This is a genomic window from uncultured Sphingomonas sp. (assembly GCF_964244265.1).
Lineage (GTDB): Bacteria > Pseudomonadota > Alphaproteobacteria > Sphingomonadales > Sphingomonadaceae > Sphingomonas.
This window is the reverse complement of record NZ_CAXTHV010000033.1, coordinates 16,670-31,560: the sequence shown is the minus strand read 5'-3', so window position 1 is coordinate 31,560 and position 14,891 is coordinate 16,670. Positions and strand designations below refer to the sequence as shown.

At 67.1% G+C, this 14,891-nt stretch carries 18 protein-coding genes; 10 read left to right on the top strand and 8 right to left on the bottom strand.

The window, feature by feature from the left end:
* The 3 genes from ACFE7K_RS13165 to ACFE7K_RS13155 all read right to left on the bottom strand — a co-directional run.
* Window positions 1-586 (bottom strand): TonB-dependent receptor plug domain-containing protein (locus tag ACFE7K_RS13165; protein ID WP_375398652.1); only part of this gene is annotated, 586 nt, incomplete at its 3' end.
* Window positions 587-922: 336 nt separating this feature from the next.
* Complete coding sequence (locus tag ACFE7K_RS13160) at window positions 923-1,405, bottom strand: hypothetical protein (protein WP_375398651.1); 483 nt, start codon at window positions 1,403-1,405, stop codon at window positions 923-925.
* A complete protein-coding gene (locus ACFE7K_RS13155; RefSeq protein WP_375398650.1) occupies window positions 1,402-1,959 on the bottom strand; it encodes a cytochrome b in 558 nt (185 codons plus the stop codon). The genes ACFE7K_RS13160 and ACFE7K_RS13155 overlap by 4 nt, the downstream gene beginning before the upstream one ends.
* 63 nt (window positions 1,960-2,022) lie before the next feature.
* On the opposite strand from ACFE7K_RS13155, the gene ACFE7K_RS13150 reads away from it, so the two are divergent.
* On the top strand, window positions 2,023-2,466 hold the full coding sequence (locus ACFE7K_RS13150; protein ID WP_375398649.1) for a MarR family winged helix-turn-helix transcriptional regulator: 444 nt from the start codon (window positions 2,023-2,025) through the stop codon (window positions 2,464-2,466).
* A gap of 76 nt (window positions 2,467-2,542) precedes the next feature.
* Here the strand turns inward: ACFE7K_RS13150 and ACFE7K_RS13145 are convergent, their stop codons facing one another.
* The 4 genes from ACFE7K_RS13145 to ACFE7K_RS13130 are packed head-to-tail and all read right to left on the bottom strand — an operon-like array spanning window position 2,543 to window position 4,774.
* On the bottom strand, window positions 2,543-2,746 hold the full coding sequence (locus ACFE7K_RS13145; protein WP_375398648.1) for a hypothetical protein: 204 nt from the start codon (window positions 2,744-2,746) through the stop codon (window positions 2,543-2,545).
* 7 nt (window positions 2,747-2,753) lie between these two features.
* Window positions 2,754-2,924 carry a hypothetical protein gene (locus tag ACFE7K_RS13140; RefSeq protein ID WP_375398647.1) on the bottom strand — a complete coding sequence of 57 codons (171 nt, stop codon included), beginning with the start codon at window positions 2,922-2,924 and terminating at the stop codon, window positions 2,754-2,756.
* A 25-nt stretch (window positions 2,925-2,949) separates the two neighbouring features.
* Window positions 2,950-3,711: a LytR/AlgR family response regulator transcription factor gene (locus ACFE7K_RS13135; protein ID WP_375398646.1), complete on the bottom strand. Its 762-nt coding sequence runs from the start codon at window positions 3,709-3,711 to the stop codon at window positions 2,950-2,952.
* Complete coding sequence (locus ACFE7K_RS13130; protein ID WP_375398645.1) at window positions 3,704-4,774, bottom strand: sensor histidine kinase; 1,071 nt, start codon at window positions 4,772-4,774, stop codon at window positions 3,704-3,706. Before ACFE7K_RS13130 ends, ACFE7K_RS13135 begins: the two co-directional genes overlap by 8 nt.
* A gap of 125 nt (window positions 4,775-4,899) precedes the next feature.
* Here ACFE7K_RS13130 and ACFE7K_RS13125 point away from each other — a divergent pair, with 125 nt between their 5' ends.
* From ACFE7K_RS13125 to ACFE7K_RS13085, 9 genes are all read left to right on the top strand, one after another.
* Complete coding sequence (locus tag ACFE7K_RS13125) at window positions 4,900-7,077, top strand: prolyl oligopeptidase family serine peptidase (RefSeq protein WP_375398644.1); 2,178 nt, start codon at window positions 4,900-4,902, stop codon at window positions 7,075-7,077.
* Window positions 7,078-7,457: 380 nt separating this feature from the next.
* Entirely contained in the window at window positions 7,458-8,426 is a 969-nt protein-coding gene (locus tag ACFE7K_RS13120) for a magnesium and cobalt transport protein CorA (protein ID WP_375398643.1), read from the top strand.
* A 121-nt stretch (window positions 8,427-8,547) separates the two neighbouring features.
* A complete protein-coding gene (locus ACFE7K_RS13115; protein WP_375398642.1) occupies window positions 8,548-8,811 on the top strand; it encodes a hypothetical protein in 264 nt (87 codons plus the stop codon).
* Window positions 8,812-8,824: 13 nt separating this feature from the next.
* Window positions 8,825-9,337 carry an SAM-dependent methyltransferase gene (locus ACFE7K_RS13110; protein ID WP_375398641.1) on the top strand — a complete coding sequence of 171 codons (513 nt, stop codon included), beginning with the start codon at window positions 8,825-8,827 and terminating at the stop codon, window positions 9,335-9,337.
* On the top strand, window positions 9,334-9,600 hold the full coding sequence (locus ACFE7K_RS13105) for a hypothetical protein (protein WP_375398640.1): 267 nt from the start codon (window positions 9,334-9,336) through the stop codon (window positions 9,598-9,600). Before ACFE7K_RS13110 ends, ACFE7K_RS13105 begins: the two co-directional genes overlap by 4 nt.
* Before the next feature lie 25 nt (window positions 9,601-9,625).
* A complete protein-coding gene (lysA, locus tag ACFE7K_RS13100; RefSeq protein ID WP_375398639.1) occupies window positions 9,626-10,858 on the top strand; it encodes a diaminopimelate decarboxylase in 1,233 nt (410 codons plus the stop codon).
* A 70-nt stretch (window positions 10,859-10,928) separates the two neighbouring features.
* Complete coding sequence (locus tag ACFE7K_RS13095) at window positions 10,929-11,885, top strand: NAD(P)H-binding protein (protein WP_375398638.1); 957 nt, start codon at window positions 10,929-10,931, stop codon at window positions 11,883-11,885.
* 801 nt (window positions 11,886-12,686) lie between these two features.
* A complete protein-coding gene (locus tag ACFE7K_RS13090; RefSeq protein ID WP_375398637.1) occupies window positions 12,687-13,274 on the top strand; it encodes a biliverdin-producing heme oxygenase in 588 nt (195 codons plus the stop codon).
* A 64-nt stretch (window positions 13,275-13,338) separates the two neighbouring features.
* Window positions 13,339-14,004, top strand: a complete 666-nt coding sequence (locus ACFE7K_RS13085) for a PilZ domain-containing protein (RefSeq protein ID WP_375398636.1) — start codon at window positions 13,339-13,341, stop codon at window positions 14,002-14,004.
* A gap of 65 nt (window positions 14,005-14,069) precedes the next feature.
* On the opposite strand, the gene ACFE7K_RS13080 is transcribed toward ACFE7K_RS13085, so the two are convergent.
* Window positions 14,070-14,753 (bottom strand): response regulator transcription factor, encoded by a 684-nt coding sequence (locus ACFE7K_RS13080; RefSeq protein ID WP_375398635.1) that lies wholly within the window; start codon window positions 14,751-14,753, stop codon window positions 14,070-14,072.
* Window positions 14,754-14,891 lie beyond the last annotated feature (138 nt).

Sequence of the window (14,891 nt, the reverse complement as noted above, 5' to 3'; positions counted from 1 at the left end):
TCGGGATGACGTTGATCGCGCCGCCGGTCGCGTTGCGGCCGTAGAGCGTGCCCTGTGGGCCTTTGAGCACCTCGATCCGGTCGAGATCGAAGAACAGGCCGCTGGTCGAGGACGGGCGCCCGATATAGACGCCGTCATAGTTGAACGCGATCGCCGGGTCGCTGTTCGGCGTCAACGTGAAATTGCCGACGCCGCGCAGGAAGATGAGGCTTCCGGTGCTCGACGGCTGCACCGTCAGCGCGGGCGCCAGCTCGCCCAGCCGGCCGGGCTCGGTGATGCCGGCGGCGACCAGATCGGCGCCCTGCACGACGCTGACCGCGATGGCGGCGCGCTGCAGATTTTCGGAGCGGCGCTGAGCGGTGACGATGACGTCGCCCAGCCCTTCCTGCCCGGGCGTCGCATTGGCCGACGCGGCATCGGCGGAGGCCGCCGACCCCTGGGTCAGCGGGGTCGCCTGCGCGGTCGGGTCGGCCTGGGCGGTGGGTCGCGCCGGCGCGGCCGCGTCCTGTGCGCAGGCCGGAGCCGCCATCGCGACACTCACCGCCGACACCGCCGCCATCAGACCGATTTTATGAGAACGCACCATCACCCCCCTCCTCGAAACACGCCGGACCAGGCGCGGGCCAGGCGTCTACGCGCCATAGTCGAAATCCGATAAGCCAAGAGGATCGAAGGGAGACGATGGCAAATCATGCAGGGTGTTGCTAAAGCCGTAACAGCATGATGCGGCCTCCAAGATTGCTTCGGTTGGGCAATCCAAGGGGTCTTTGCGATGGTCATCGCGCATCGCGCGATCGAACGGCGACGGAAGCGAGGCCCCTACCCGGCGGTCACTCGGGTGCGCCTGACCGCGGCGACAAGCGCTGAGAACACATCTACCGTGAAGTCGATCGCTGCCGGATCGAGGCCAATCACCGCGGCGTCAGACTCCTGCTGGAAGACCTCCTCTTAACAGCAGCACGAGAGCGAGGGGTGTGATCGTCGCCGCCGCCAGCGCGGCTTGCACGATGCGAAGCGCCAGTATCGCATCGGGCCCCATACCGCCCGCCGCCAGCGGAGCGAGGACGACGTGGATCAGGGCGAGAAAGATGATCGTGAATGCCACGGCCAGCCCGGCGGCGATGATTGCCGCACGATCCGGCCGCAGGCGTGGCATCGGAGGCAAGACGCCAGACCGTCCTTTGGCCTGTTTCCGACAGATCAGTAGCGACGGCACGAGCGCGCTCATCAGCGAGGCCATGAAGAATTGCGGCGTCAAGCCGACCGCTACCTCGCGAACGGGCCTCAGGGCGGCGGCTGCAATAGTGGTGAACATCAAGCTCGGTGCCGTCGCGACGCCAACGTTGATGACGATGCCGATCGCGGTCTCCCTTGCGGCGTAGCGCCGCAGGTTGAACTCCGTCATGACGACAGGCTCGCAGGCGAACCGATACCCATGCGCGCGAGCAGCCGGTCGCGGCGATAGAATTGATGATAGGCCACAGCCCCACCATGCACGCCGATCAGCCCAATGAGGATGAAGGCGGCAAGTGCGTGAACCGCCATCGGCGGAAAACGCGAGAAATCTGGCAACACGGGCTGAACGCCCGCGAACACGATCGGCGCCGCGCCGGAGAGCGCGAGCAGCGCAATACCGCTGGCGCACAACACGATCGGGACGGCATACAGCAGAGCGTGGGAGATGCGCGCCAACCCGGCCTGCCAGCGGGGCTGGCCGGAGGACAGCGGGGGCGGCGCGTGACGATAGCGCCAGATGGCGCGCGCTACCGTCAGCACCAAGATCAGGACGCCGAGCGGAATATGGGCTCGCAGCAGCAACGCCGCCTGCCGATGATCGGGAGCATGGGCAGCGAGAAAGCCGACTGGCAGCGCCAGGAGGATCGCCGCCGCCACGGTCCAGTGGAACGCGATCGCAACGACGTCGTACCGTCGAGCCGGGCGTCTGGCCGTCATGGACATTTCCTTGCGTGTTTAGGTTACGGCGCGATATATAGTCGGCTATGAATATATATCGCAAGCTATATGATGCGTGACGAACGACCGCTTGGTGAAGTTCTGAACCGCACCGCGCGCTTGCTGCGCCGCCTCGCGGATCAGCGGCTTGCGCCATTCGCCCTGTCAGCGGGCTATCTGCCGGTGCTGACGGCATTGATGCGCGGCGAGGCCATGTCGCAAAGGGCGCTGACCGAGCAGGCCGGCATTGAACAGCCGACGATGGCGGCCACGCTCGTGCGGATGGAGCGTGACGGCGCCATCGAGCGGAAACCCGACCCCGGCGATAAGCGGAGCGTATTGTACACGCTCAGCGCGCAAACGCGCTCGCGGGCGAGCGAGATCGAAGCCGCCATCCAGCAGCTCAACGGCGACGCTCTGGATGGCGTCTCCCGCGCGGATCGGGAAAGACTTCATGACATGCTTGCGGCAATCGCGGGGTCCGTCGAGCAGCAGCTCCGCCGATCCACCTGACGCACGGCGAGCAGGGTTGCTGCAGGTGCTCGGCCCACACAGCTGGATGGTCCGGGTCGCCTGCGGCCGGATTGGGTCACACTCCGTCCGTCACCATCGTGGCTTCGGCGATCACGCCATAATCGGCTTTCTCGATCGTCATGCCGCCTTTGTACGAGCCCGATCCCTGCGAACCCTCGAACGCGATGATACCCAACGCCGCGCTTGCGGCGGGTCGGTCGGCGGGCGATGCATCGGGCAGCAATGTCGGGAACTGTTGCTGAGTTGTGATCGGTAGCATCCCGTGTTTAACGCGACGCGGTCACCGATCGGAAGACTATAGCCGCGCACCATGGTAGCTGCCATTTGGCGAGGTCGACGATCGCTGTGTCCATCGATCCCGCCGCGCGCACCCGGCTGCGCCGGTCGACATTCCATCGATCTCCCGCCACCTCAATCTGCACGATGATCGGGGTCATACGCAAGTCCCCGCTGACGCGCCGATCAGAGAGATGCGCTACCTTTCGAGGCCATCGGTTTATCAATCGCGATCCGGAGTTCCGTTCGTAGTCTCGCCAGATACGAGCGGCCGATCGCAATACGCTCGCCGGATACCGTGGAAATAGCCCAGCTGCCGCTATCCGCCGTCAATCCCGCGATCCGATCACGGTTGACCAGAACCGACCGATGAACGCGGATGAAGCGGTTTGCGGCAAGGCGTTGCTCGATCGCGTAAAGCCGTTCCGCGATCAGGTAGCTCATGTCGCCGCAGTGGAGCCGCACATAATCGTCCTCGCCGGTGATCCTATCGATGTCGTTGCTTTCCAGCCGCACCAGCGTGCCGCGATAAGGCGCCCCGAAGACCGCTGCGTCGCCGATCGGTGCGATTGGAGCTGGCACTCGGCGGGTCACCCGGTCGATCGTGATGCGGAACAAATCGGGATCGACAGGTTTCAACAGATAGCCGATCGCGTCTACCGCGAACGCCTGGATTGCGAACCGTTCGAAGGCAGTGACGAACACGATCGCCGGCGCCGGCGTGCGGCCGACCAGCCGCTCGGCGAGCGCCAGACCCGACATGCCCGGCATCTCGATGTCGAGCAGAATGAGGTCGACGGCGATAGCCCGCAGTTGGTCCAGCGCTGTGGCTCCGTCCTCTGCCGTGGCCACCACTGTGACCGTTGGCAAGGCGTCACAAAGCCTTACCAATCGCCGAATAGCGGCGGGTTCGTCGTCGACGATGAGTGTTCGGAGCGGCTCAGTCACGCGGTATCGCGATGCAGGCGCGATAGCCGCCTTCCGCACGTGGACCCGCGATCAACGTCGCGGACGAACCATAGCGCATGCGTAGGCGGTCTCGGACATTGGCGAGCCCGATCCCGAACCCTAACGCATCGGTATCGGGCACACATCCGTCGTCGTCGACCATGAGCGTCAGTCGCTGCGGCTCCGCCGCCGCGGAGATGCGGATCGCGACGACGCCACACGACGTGCCGACCGCATATTTGACCGCGTTTTCTACCAGCGGCTGCAGGATAAGTCGGGGCACGAGCATGTCCGCCAGCGCCTCGGGCAGGTCGATCTCCACGCGCAGTCGATCCTCGAACCGACGCGCCTCCAGTCGCAGATAGAGACGCTGCAGGTCGATCTCGTCGGCCAGCGGCACCTCGGGCGTCGCGTCCACGTCGCTCAGCATCCGGCGAAGCAGCCCCGACAAGTCAAGGATCATGCGATCGGCTTCGTCGGCGCGCCCGGTCTGGACGAGATCGGCAAGCGCGTTCAAAGCGTTGAACAGGAAGTGCGGATTGATCTGGTAGCGCAGCGCCCGCAGTTGGGCGTCCGTGCTCGCACGTTCCGCTGCCGCCGATCGTGCCGTTGCGCGCAGGAACAGGTACAGTGTCCCCCAACCGCCGAAAAAGAAGAACCACGATATCGACGTATCGATGACGCCGTAACGGAATACCGAGGCATAGCCCCAGCGGACGATGTCGGCGGCGATCGACGGGGGCGGGTTCCAGCCGTAGAACAGGAACCAATTGATGCATGCGAACGCGACCGTGGCCGGCATTGCGCCGATCAATGCCGCTAGCGCGATCAGTGCAGGCCGGTCGCTCCGCATCCAGCGCAGCGCGCGCCAGAACAGGACGGTCAGCATTGCGCCCGCCAAGGCGGCCGCCAGGCGCCGCGGCAGCAGGTCGCCCGGGTCAGCGAAACCGAGCAGCAGTGCGCGCAGGCTCATCAGGACGATCCAGCCCGCCCAGAAGATCGCGATCGAGGCGATCACCGCGCGAGCAGGCAGGTCGGTCGGTTTTGGCCCGGATCGTAACATCGCAACCGTTCTATCGCGATTGGATGACAACGCCATCGCTGTTCGCCGACGCTGCTCGTCGTTCACCGATCGGTGATCGCGTCGCGCCGGTCCTCGCGCCATCGGCTGGCACGAGGAGACAAGCCATGACCACGACCGCCGATCGCCACCTGTCACGCCGGCGGTTCCTGACCGACGCGGCGACCATGAGCATTGTGGCGTTGCTGCCACGGTCAGCTTGGGCGACCGATACGCTGCGCCTGCCGGTTGCTCGGATCGAGCCGGTCACCGATACCCTGTGGGGCGAGCAGGTGGTCGATCGGTATCGCTGGCTGGAAAACACGTCCGATCGCGACTGGCTGCCGTTCATGCGCGGCCAGGACGCCTATGCGCGGCATCTACTTGGGGCCTATCCCGATCGCTCGCGCTTGCTCAAACGGATCGCGGAGCTTTCGGGCGACGTCACTCAGGTAATCTATCCCAAGCCGGCGGGCGCGATCCGCTTTCTGCAAAGACGCGAATCTGGGGCGGCAAACTATCGCCTCGTGGCGCATCATCCCGACGGGCACGAGCAGATACTCGCCGACCCCGCGACCTTTGCCGCCGGCGGCAGCCCCGCCTCGATCACCTGGTGGGTGCCGTCGCCAACCGGGCGCTATCTCGCCTTCGGCGTCGCGCTGGCTGGATCGGAGAATGCCATCGGCCATGTCGTCGAAGTCGCAAGCGGGCGCCTATTGGCAGATCGCGTCGCCGACGCGCAATATGCTAGTGCCTCCTGGCTTCCAGACGATAGCGGCTTCTTCTACAATCGTTTCGCGGGACGCGCCGCAGGCAGCGCGGACTTCTACAACGATCGCAGTCTGTGGCTGCACCGCGTCGATACTGCGCAAAGCGCCGACAAGAAGATCATGGCGGCGGGGATGGATGCCGGCGTCACGATGTCGGCGATCTCCTCGCCTGAAATGCAGGTCGGGATCGGCTCCGACCAGGTCGCGCTGCTGATGCGCGACGGTTACGTCCGCGCCTTCGCGATCTACCTCGCGCGACGCGACGACGTGCTCGCGGGCAAGGCCAGATGGCGACAGATCTGTCGAGCGGACGAAGGCGTCGCCGACTTCGCGCTGAGCGGCGACACGCTCTATGTCATCTCGAACAGCCCGGCCGCCAACGGCGCGCTGCTCGCGATCGACGCGGCGACGGGGACGCTGGCGACCGCCCGCGTGCTGGTGCCGGCGGGTGCGAAGGTGCTCGATGAACTCAACGCCGGGCGAGACGGCACCTTCGTGACGATCAACGACGGCGGCGAGCAGAGCCTGTGCTTCCAGCCATCGAACGGAGCCCTGCGAACGGTGGCGCTACCCTATTCGGGCTGGGTGCAGAGCGTGGCCGTGAACGCGGCCGACGGCGGCGCGCTGATCCGCATCACCAGCTGGCTCCAGCCCGGCACGATCTTCACGGTCGACGGCCGCACCAGCGCCGCGACCCGCACTACGCTGCAGCAGCGCCCTGCGATCGACCTCGACCCTTATGAATATCGTCGCATCTTCGCGACCGCGCGCGACGGAACGCAGGTGCCGATCTCGATCGTTCGTCGCAAGGGAGCGATCGTCGCCGCGCCCTGCCTGGTCCACGCCTACGGTGCCTATCAATGGCCGTCGCAACCCGCCTTCGACGCGCGCAATATCGCGTTCCTCGAAGCAGGGGGAATCGTCGCCACCGCGCACGTCCGCGGCGGTGGCGAATATGGCCGCGCCTGGCACGAAGCGGGCATGAAGGCGACCAAGCCCAATACCTGGCGCGACCTGATCGACTGTTGCGAGACGCTGATCGCGCAAGGCTATACGTCGGCGCGGCAGCTGGCGATCTTCGGCGGTTCGGCGGGCGGTATCACCGTCGGCCGCGCGATGACCGAACGGCCCGATCTGTTCGCGGCGGTGATCTCGAAGGTTGGCATGTCCAATCCGCTTCGCGCCGAGTTCGAGCCGAACGGGCAACCCAACGTTCCCGAGTTCGGGTCGGTCAAGGACGAGGCAGGATACCATGCTTTGAAGCAAATGGACAGTTATCACGCGGTCAAGGACGGCGGGCGCTACCCGGCAATTCTGCTGACGACGAGCAGCAACGACGTCCGCGTCGCGCCGCACAATGCCGCGAAGATGGCCGCACGGGTGCAGGCCGCCGATCCGCATAACGTGGCACTGCTGCGGATCAGTTTCGACGGTGGTCACGACATGAACGACCTCTCGAAGGCCGCGGCCGATGCCGAATATGCGGACGACTTCGCTTTCGTGTTGGCGCTGATCAAGGTCAGAGAACGCGCATGAATTGATGGTCGCCGAGCCGATGCGACGCCGCAGGGCGTCTCGCGAGCTAAATGACAGGAGCTACCGCCGGGCAGGTGCCGCCCTGCTGCTGGCATTCCATGGTCAGCAGCGGTGCATCGCGCCGTATACGAAGTGGCGCGCCACGGCGGCCCAACCCGCCGAGCTCGCGGCCGCGCTGCTCAGCTCGTGCTGGCGAGCGCCGGCGTCCTGTTGCTCCATTATCGAGCCAAGCGGTTCTCACCGGTGGTGTCAAATGCTTGTCCGGGGCCTAGGGGCGTGACCGGACCGGTGCCGGCAATTCGATAGGGTGAGGCGGGCCCGTGTACCGGCAACACCAAGACCCAGTTAGATCGCCGCCAATCTCCTTCTAGGGGCCGTCCGTGCCAGTCATCGCCGCCTACCTCTACCGGAACGGCCACCGCGTTCGCGAGATCGCCACCCGCGAGCGGGTCGACTGCCCGACCGACCGCTCAGAGTTTGTCTGGATCGGCCTGTCCGATCCCTGCGCCGAAGACGTCGCCGAGCTCCAGGCGCTGTACGGACTCCACCCGCTCGCCGTAGAAGACTCGCTCAAGGACGGCCAGCTGCCCAAGGTGGACGTCTACGGCGATCAGCTGTTCGTGATCGGCCGCACCGCCAGGCTGGAAGGCGACACGATCGTCTATGGGCAGACGGCGGTGTTTCTCGGCCACAGCCACATCATCACGGTACGCCAGGGTTCGACCCGGTCGCACCTGCCGCTGCGCGAGCATCTGGAGGCGTCGCCCGACCTGCTCCGCCAGGGCGCCGACTATGTGCTCCATGCGATCCTCGACTTTATAGTCGACGGCTACCTGCCGCTCGTCGGCGAGCTGGAGGAGGAGGTCGCTGCGATGGAGCAGCGAACGATCGATGCCTTCCTGGAACGCTCGGAGATCGCACGCATCTTCACGCTGCGGCGCGAACTGATGCGCTTCGGCCGCATCCTGGTGCCGATGGAGGAAGTGGCACGCAAGCTCGCGCGCAATAACCTGCCCTGCGTCGATGCGGAGGCGCGGCATTATTTCAGCGACGTGCTCGATCATGTGCGCCGGGTGGAGGCGATGACCGGCGGCCTGCGCGAGGTGCTGACCTCGGTATTTGAGTTCAGCAATCTGATGGAGCAGCAGCGCACCGGCGTGATCACGCGCCAGCTCGCCGCCTGGGCCGCGATCCTGGCGGTGCCTACCGCGGTAGCCGGCATCTATGGTATGAATTTTGACGACATGCCCGAGCTTCATTCCCGTTTCGGCTACCCGATCGTCCTGGGCGGCATCGCGGCGGTCTGCGGACTGCTCTACCGGCGGTTCAGGCGAGTCGGATGGCTGTGATTCGCGATCGCTACGGCAAGACTATGCCTGCGCCGTTTTTCGATCTCGAAACAACACGCCGGTCGTCGTAAATTATCGGACACGGCCGATGATGGCCGTGTTTATCGCGAGGACAGCATTCATGTCGTCGGTACCCGCACCGGAGCCCGACCCAAGCACGCCGACCATCTACGTCGGACAGGATAATGCCGGCCACTGGCTGGTCCAGGACAGCGGCAAGCGGCTGGAGGGCCGCTTCGTCTCGTTCGCCGCGGCGATGAGCTATGCCCATGCCGAGCGCGACATCTACCACGCCGCCGTCGAGATCGCCGCGACTCCGCTCGCGCCGCTTGTTCCCTTCGCGCCGGTCGCCGCCAACGAGCGCGCGCTGCCGCGTGCAGCCTGACGTGAGGGCCGCGATGAACAGGGTGGCCCTTCGCAGGACCAGAGCGGTCGCGGGCGCCGCAGCGCGGACGGCCGAGCCCGCGACGGTGGGTCGTGCGGCGGCGCATGACCCGCGCTGGCCAGGCGTGTGTACCGCGCTGGCCGGGCTGCGCGAGCAGCGGCGCCGCGCGGTCCGCATCGTGGATGCGGATTGCGGCGATGGCAGGCTGTTGCTGGCGGCAGTGCGCCACGCGCGCGCGCTCGGCTTCACGGCGATCGAGGGGCGCGGCATCGACGGCTCGCCCGCGTTGGTCGGACGAGCGCGGACCACCGCGGCTCGCCTGGCCGACCCGGCAATCGGCGTCACCTTCGACATGGCCGACGCCAGCGTCGCCCTGACGGAGGAGTTCGACCTGCCAGCGGACATCGTCCTGTGGCATGGGTCCCGACCCGGCGATCTCAACGCCGGGATCGCGGCAGCGCTGTCCCGGGCCGGCGACCGCGTGATCTGCGACTGCCCGGTCGCGACGGGGGAGTCACGGCCGTGACGGGGCGTGATCTTCGCTGGCGGGTGGGCGGCGCCGTCCTGTTCGTCGCAGGGTGCGCCGCGCCGGTGATCGGCATCGCCGGACCGCTGGTCACGCTGCCGTGCTTCGCCGCCGCCCTGGTCGGCATCGTCCTGATGCTGAACGGAAAGCGCGTTCCGGTCCTGCTGAAGGCCGAACGCCGAGGTCACTGCGATACCGCCGCGGTGATCCACTCGCGGCGAACCCGCCAAAGCCGTCGGCCGACCGGGCCGGCGCGGCGCTGATCCTTCCTCGCATTCGGATGCCTTGATGTCGTTCTTCCATCACCGTGACGGCGTGCTCCACGCCGAGGACGTGCCCCTGCCGGCGATCGCCGAGGCGGTCGGCACCCCCGTCCATATCTATTCCGCCGCAGCGTTGCGCCATGCGGCGGACGCGTTCTCGTCGGCGTTGGGGGCCATTCCCGGCACGCGGTTCGCTTTTGCGGTCAAGGCCAACCCGAACACCGCGGTCCTGCGGCTGCTCGCGCGCGCCGGCTATGGCGCCGACATCGTCTCGGGCGGCGAGCTGCGCCGCGCGCTCGCGGCTGGTATGCGCGCGAAAGACATCGTCTTTTCAGGCGTCGGCAAGACCGACCGCGAATTGACGGACGCGCTCGACGCCGGCATCGGCCAGTTCAGCCTGGAGCTGGAGGAGGAAGGGCAAGTCCTGTCCGCCCTCGCCTCAGCCCGGAACGTGCGCGCGCCGGTCGTGTTGCGGGTCAACCCGGACGTGGATGCGGGCACCCATGCCAAGATCTCGACCGGCCGGCGCGAGAACAAGTTCGGGGTCGCCATCGCCGAGGCGCCGGCGATGTACGGGCGCCTCGCCCGACTGGCAGGTCTCGATCTGCGCGGCGTGGCGCTGCACATCGGCAGCCAGCTCCACGATCTTGCCCCGCTTGAGCGCGCCTACCGGCGTGTCGGCGCCCTCGTGGCGGAGCTGCGGGCGGCGGGCATCGCGGTCACGCAGGTCGATCTCGGCGGCGGGCTGGGCATTCCCTATGCGGCCGGCGAAATCGTGCCGTCGCTCGTCGACTACGGCGCCATGGTCGGGCGGGTCACCGCGGGCTGGGACGTGGCACTCACGTTCGAGCCAGGACGCGTCATTGCAGGCGCGGCGGGGGTCCTGCTCACCCGCGTGATCTGGGTGAAGCCCGGCGCCGGCCACCCCTTCGTGATCGTCGATGCGGCGATGAACGACCTCGCCCGCCCCGCGCTGTACGACGCGTTCCATCGCTTCGAGGCGGTGGCGCCACGCGGCGAGCGGATGGTCGCGAACATCGCCGGGCCGGTGTGCGAGAGCGGCGATACCTTCGCGGTCGCGCGCGACATCGACCGCGTGCGGCGCGGCGACCTGGCGGTGCTGCACACGACCGGCGCTTATGGCGCGGCAATGGCTTCGACCTACAACTGCCGGCCGATCAGCCCGCAGGTCATGGTCGACGGTGGCGACTACGCGATCGTCGGCGAACGGCGGGATCCGGTGGAGCTGGCGGCTTGACGGCCTTGTCCCGGACTCGGGCAGTCGCTCATTCCCGGCCAGGAAGAAGATCACGCACGGGCATCCGACAATGAAAAGGCACCAGCGGATCTGCCTGCTTGGCGCAACAGGCACGATCGGTCGCGCGGTGAAGGCTGCCCTCCTGGAGCGTGGCCACGACGTCGTCTGCTTCGTGCGGGCAGGCACGGCGGCGGACGGAGTGACCGTCAGGGTGGTGGATGTGACTGATCCGCTGTCCCTGGCCCGGGACGGCTTTTCCGGCGAACCTTTCGACGCCCTGATCTCCTGCATGGCCTCGCGCACCGGCGTACCGGAAGACGCCTGGGCGATCGACCACCGGGCCCAGCTAAACGCGCTGGAGGCGGCGCAACGGGCCGGCGTTGCGCATTTCGTGCTGCTCTCGGCGATCTGCGTGCAGAAGCCGTTGCTTGCCTTCCAGCACGCCAAGCTGGCCTTCGAGGCGGCGCTGATCGCGTCCGGAATGCGTTATTCGATCGTGCGGCCAACCGCCTTCTTCAAATCGCTATCCGGACAGATCGAGCGTGTCGGCCAGGGCCGCCCCTTCCTGATCTTCGGCGATGGACGCCTGACGGCGTGCAAGCCGATCAGCGACTCAGACCTTGCCGACTACATCGTCGGCTGTCTGGATGACGAAAGCCGCTGGAACAACATCCTGCCGATCGGCGGCCCGGGCGCGGCGATCACACCCCGCGAGCAGGGCGAGGCGCTGTTCGCGCTATCGGGGCACGCGCCGCGGTTCCGATCCATACCGGTCTCCCTGATGGGCGGCATGATCGGTGGCCTTGGGGCCCTCGGTCGCATCGCGCCGTCGTTCGCGGCAAAAGCCGAACTCGCCCGGATCGGCCGCTATTACGCTACCGAATCCATGTTGGTGCTGGACCCACGCAGCGGCCGATACGATGCGGCGGCCACCCCCTCGACGGGGACGGAGACGCTCTTCGACTTCTACCGCGCCGTACTGGCCGGCACCGCCGCGCCGGAACGCGGCGACCACGCCGTATTTTGAACCCACCCCAAGAAGCCCGATTTGCCCAGACGAATGACCGATTGCGAGCTGGGCGGTCGGCCTGGCCATCCTCGGCATCTCCTGCCTCGCCGTCTCCCCTACGAGCCGAATAAGCCTCGCGCCGTGCCGGAGGCAGCCTATCCGGGCACCTGCCGCAACGTCGACAGTGTGCGCCTGCACGATAGCGGCCCGCGCGGTGCGCCAGCAGTGATCCTGCTGCACGGCTTCCGCGCCAGCCTTGATACATTCGCCGCGCCCATTCGTGCCCCCCCGCCGTCGCTGTCTGATATTTAGAGCGGGTTGTGACCTTACGGAGGCGTCGTGACGGAGCCGATGTTGGGTCAGGGCAAGGAGTGAGGAGCGGAGCGGGGCTATGCCCCCGCGACCGACGAACGACGCTGTCTTGGCGCAACATCGGCCCGCCGCGCAGCGGTTGCCCTGTCGTGCCCGCCGGCGGCGTCGCGGGCCTTGCGCGTAGCGCCGCTACGCGCTGCGACCCGCTCCTTGCCGGACGAACACGACAGGGCAATCACGACGCCTCCGTAAGATCACAACCCGCTCTAGGCCGCGCATCGGGCCCGCGAAGACGCTGTCGGCAAGGGCATTTCCCCCTCAATCCTCCCCGTATCCCGTCATCGCCAAAGCTTCTCGATCATCGACCGCGGCGTACGGATACAATCGCCACGCGCCGATCCAAACTCACACACTCGCTTGGACTATGGATTACTCGCGCCGGCGGGGCTCCTGTCTAAACGGGTAGAGGGCTGGCATAGTCCGGCAACGACACCCGGAGGCTGCATCATGACAAGCGAAGCCGGTTCGCGGCGTGCGACAGCGCGCTCGGTATTGCGAGCCGCCACGGCGAGCCACCACCAGCGCGTCGACGCGACGTTCTCCGCCGTCGCGTTTGGTGACGCAGCCTCCTACGGCGCGTTCCTCCGCGCGCAGGCGGCCGCGCATCTGCCGGTGGAGGAGGCGCTCGCTGAAGGTGGTATCGCGACGATCGTGCCGGATTGGGCGGCGCGGCGGCGCGGCGGGCTGATCGCGGACGACCTCGCCGCGCTCGGGCTCGACGTGCCGCCGGCGGCGGGCGCGATCCGGTTCGACACCGCAGCGGCGTTGCTCGGCGCGCTGTACGTGCTCGAAGGGTCGCGGCTCGGCGGAACCCTGCTCAAGCGATCGGTCGCGCCCGGTCTGCCGGCCAGCTTCCTCGGCGGCGGCGATTCGGCGGCGTGGCGCAGCCTCCTCGCCCTGCTCGATGACAAGCTGGGGACGGCCGTGGCCCGGGGCAGGGCGATCGCGGCGGCGGGCGCGGTGTTCGCCCTGTTCGAGGCCGCCGGACGGCTGCACCTGAAGCGCCCAGCTCTTACCGTAGAACCCACACCGTAGAATCAACATCTGTCGGCTCCTCCGGCTTCGTGGGATTACACCCCCAGCAACGAGGGACAAGACAATGGCATTGCATCAACTTGCTGATCGGCCCGAAACCTTCCCGGCGATCGCGTATCAGGTTCCGACGCGGACGGCGTCGGCGCTGCCCGTGCCCAGCAACGACACGCGCCGCGAAAGTCCCCGGATCCGCACGGTCTATCGCGTCGTCCGGGTGGAGACGGACCGCGATCAGGGGTTCGCCCGGGTCCGCAACATGTCGGATGGCGGCATGAGGTTGTCGCTCAACATGCCGGTCATGCTCGGCGACAGCGTCCGCGTGGCGCTCACCGACGAGACGGAACTGGAGGGGCGTGTGGTCTGGACCAACGGCAACGATTGCGGGCTGCAGTTCGCGACCAACATCGACAGTGTCATGGTGTTGCGGGACACCGCGCAGCATTGCCGCGCCGATGACGCGCGCCCTCCGCGCCTGCGCACCGCGTTGCCGGCGATCGCGACCACCGAGCATGGCGCGAAGCCGGTCACCGTCGCGGATGTCTCGCTGGGCGGCATGAAGCTCGCCCATGACGGCGGCTTCGAGCCGGGCCTGCCGGTCAAGCTATGCTTCGGTTCCGGCGTCGAGCGTCGCGGCGTGATCCGCTGGGCGAACGACACCATGGCCGGCCTGATGCTGCTCGATCAGTTCGCGGTGGAAGACCTGGGCGCGGTCAGCGCGTTGCGGGCCTGAGATCGGCGCCGGCGCGCGCCGCTCGCGTGCCGGCACACCCGACGACATCCGTCAGGTGAGAGAGTTCAGACGCCCGACCCGCCCCGGGCGCGCATCAGCAACGCGACCGCTTCCTGCAGCGTCCGCACCCCCAGCTTGCCGAGCAGATTGGCGCGATGCATTTCGACCGTGCGCACGCTCAGTCCCAGCTCGTGGGCGACGATCTTGTTCTGCTTCCCCCGCATCAGCTCCTGCAGCACGCTCTGTTCGCGCGGGGTCAGGACGTTCAGCTGATTGAGCGCTGAATCGCGCGCCTCATGCCGCCGGCATCGCTCGTCCCATTTGACGAAACCGCGGTCGAGCGCCGGCCGCAGCGTAGCGGGCGCGAACGGCTTTTCGATGAACTCGACCGCGCCCAGCTTCATCGCCTGGACGGCCTTCGGCACGTCGCCATGCCCCGTCATCACGATGACCGGCCAATGACAGCCCCGCCGTTCCAGTTCCTCCATGACCTCGATCCCGCTCATGCCCGGCATCTGGAGATCGAGCAGCAGGCATCCGGGGTCGATGCCGGCGAGCGCCGCCAGCAGATCGACGCCGCTCGCGAAGGACCATATGCGATAGCCCATGTCCTCGAGCACGTCGGTCACGGCCAGCCGGATGCCGATCTCGTCATCGGTGATGTAGACGTTGCGCGCGGCCGATACTTCGGTGTCGACCGTGATGTTGTCCATCAGCATCAGCGAAACCTCGTCAGCAAGAGCCTTCATCCCGCGTCGACGGGGGTAGAAAGGATTGGTTAACGACACGTTACGCCGGCTCGATCTGCCGGGCGCGGCGCCGGCGGGGCGCGGTCCACGCGCGTCGACGGGCGGCGGTATGCCCTTGAATAGCCCGGCCAAGCTTCT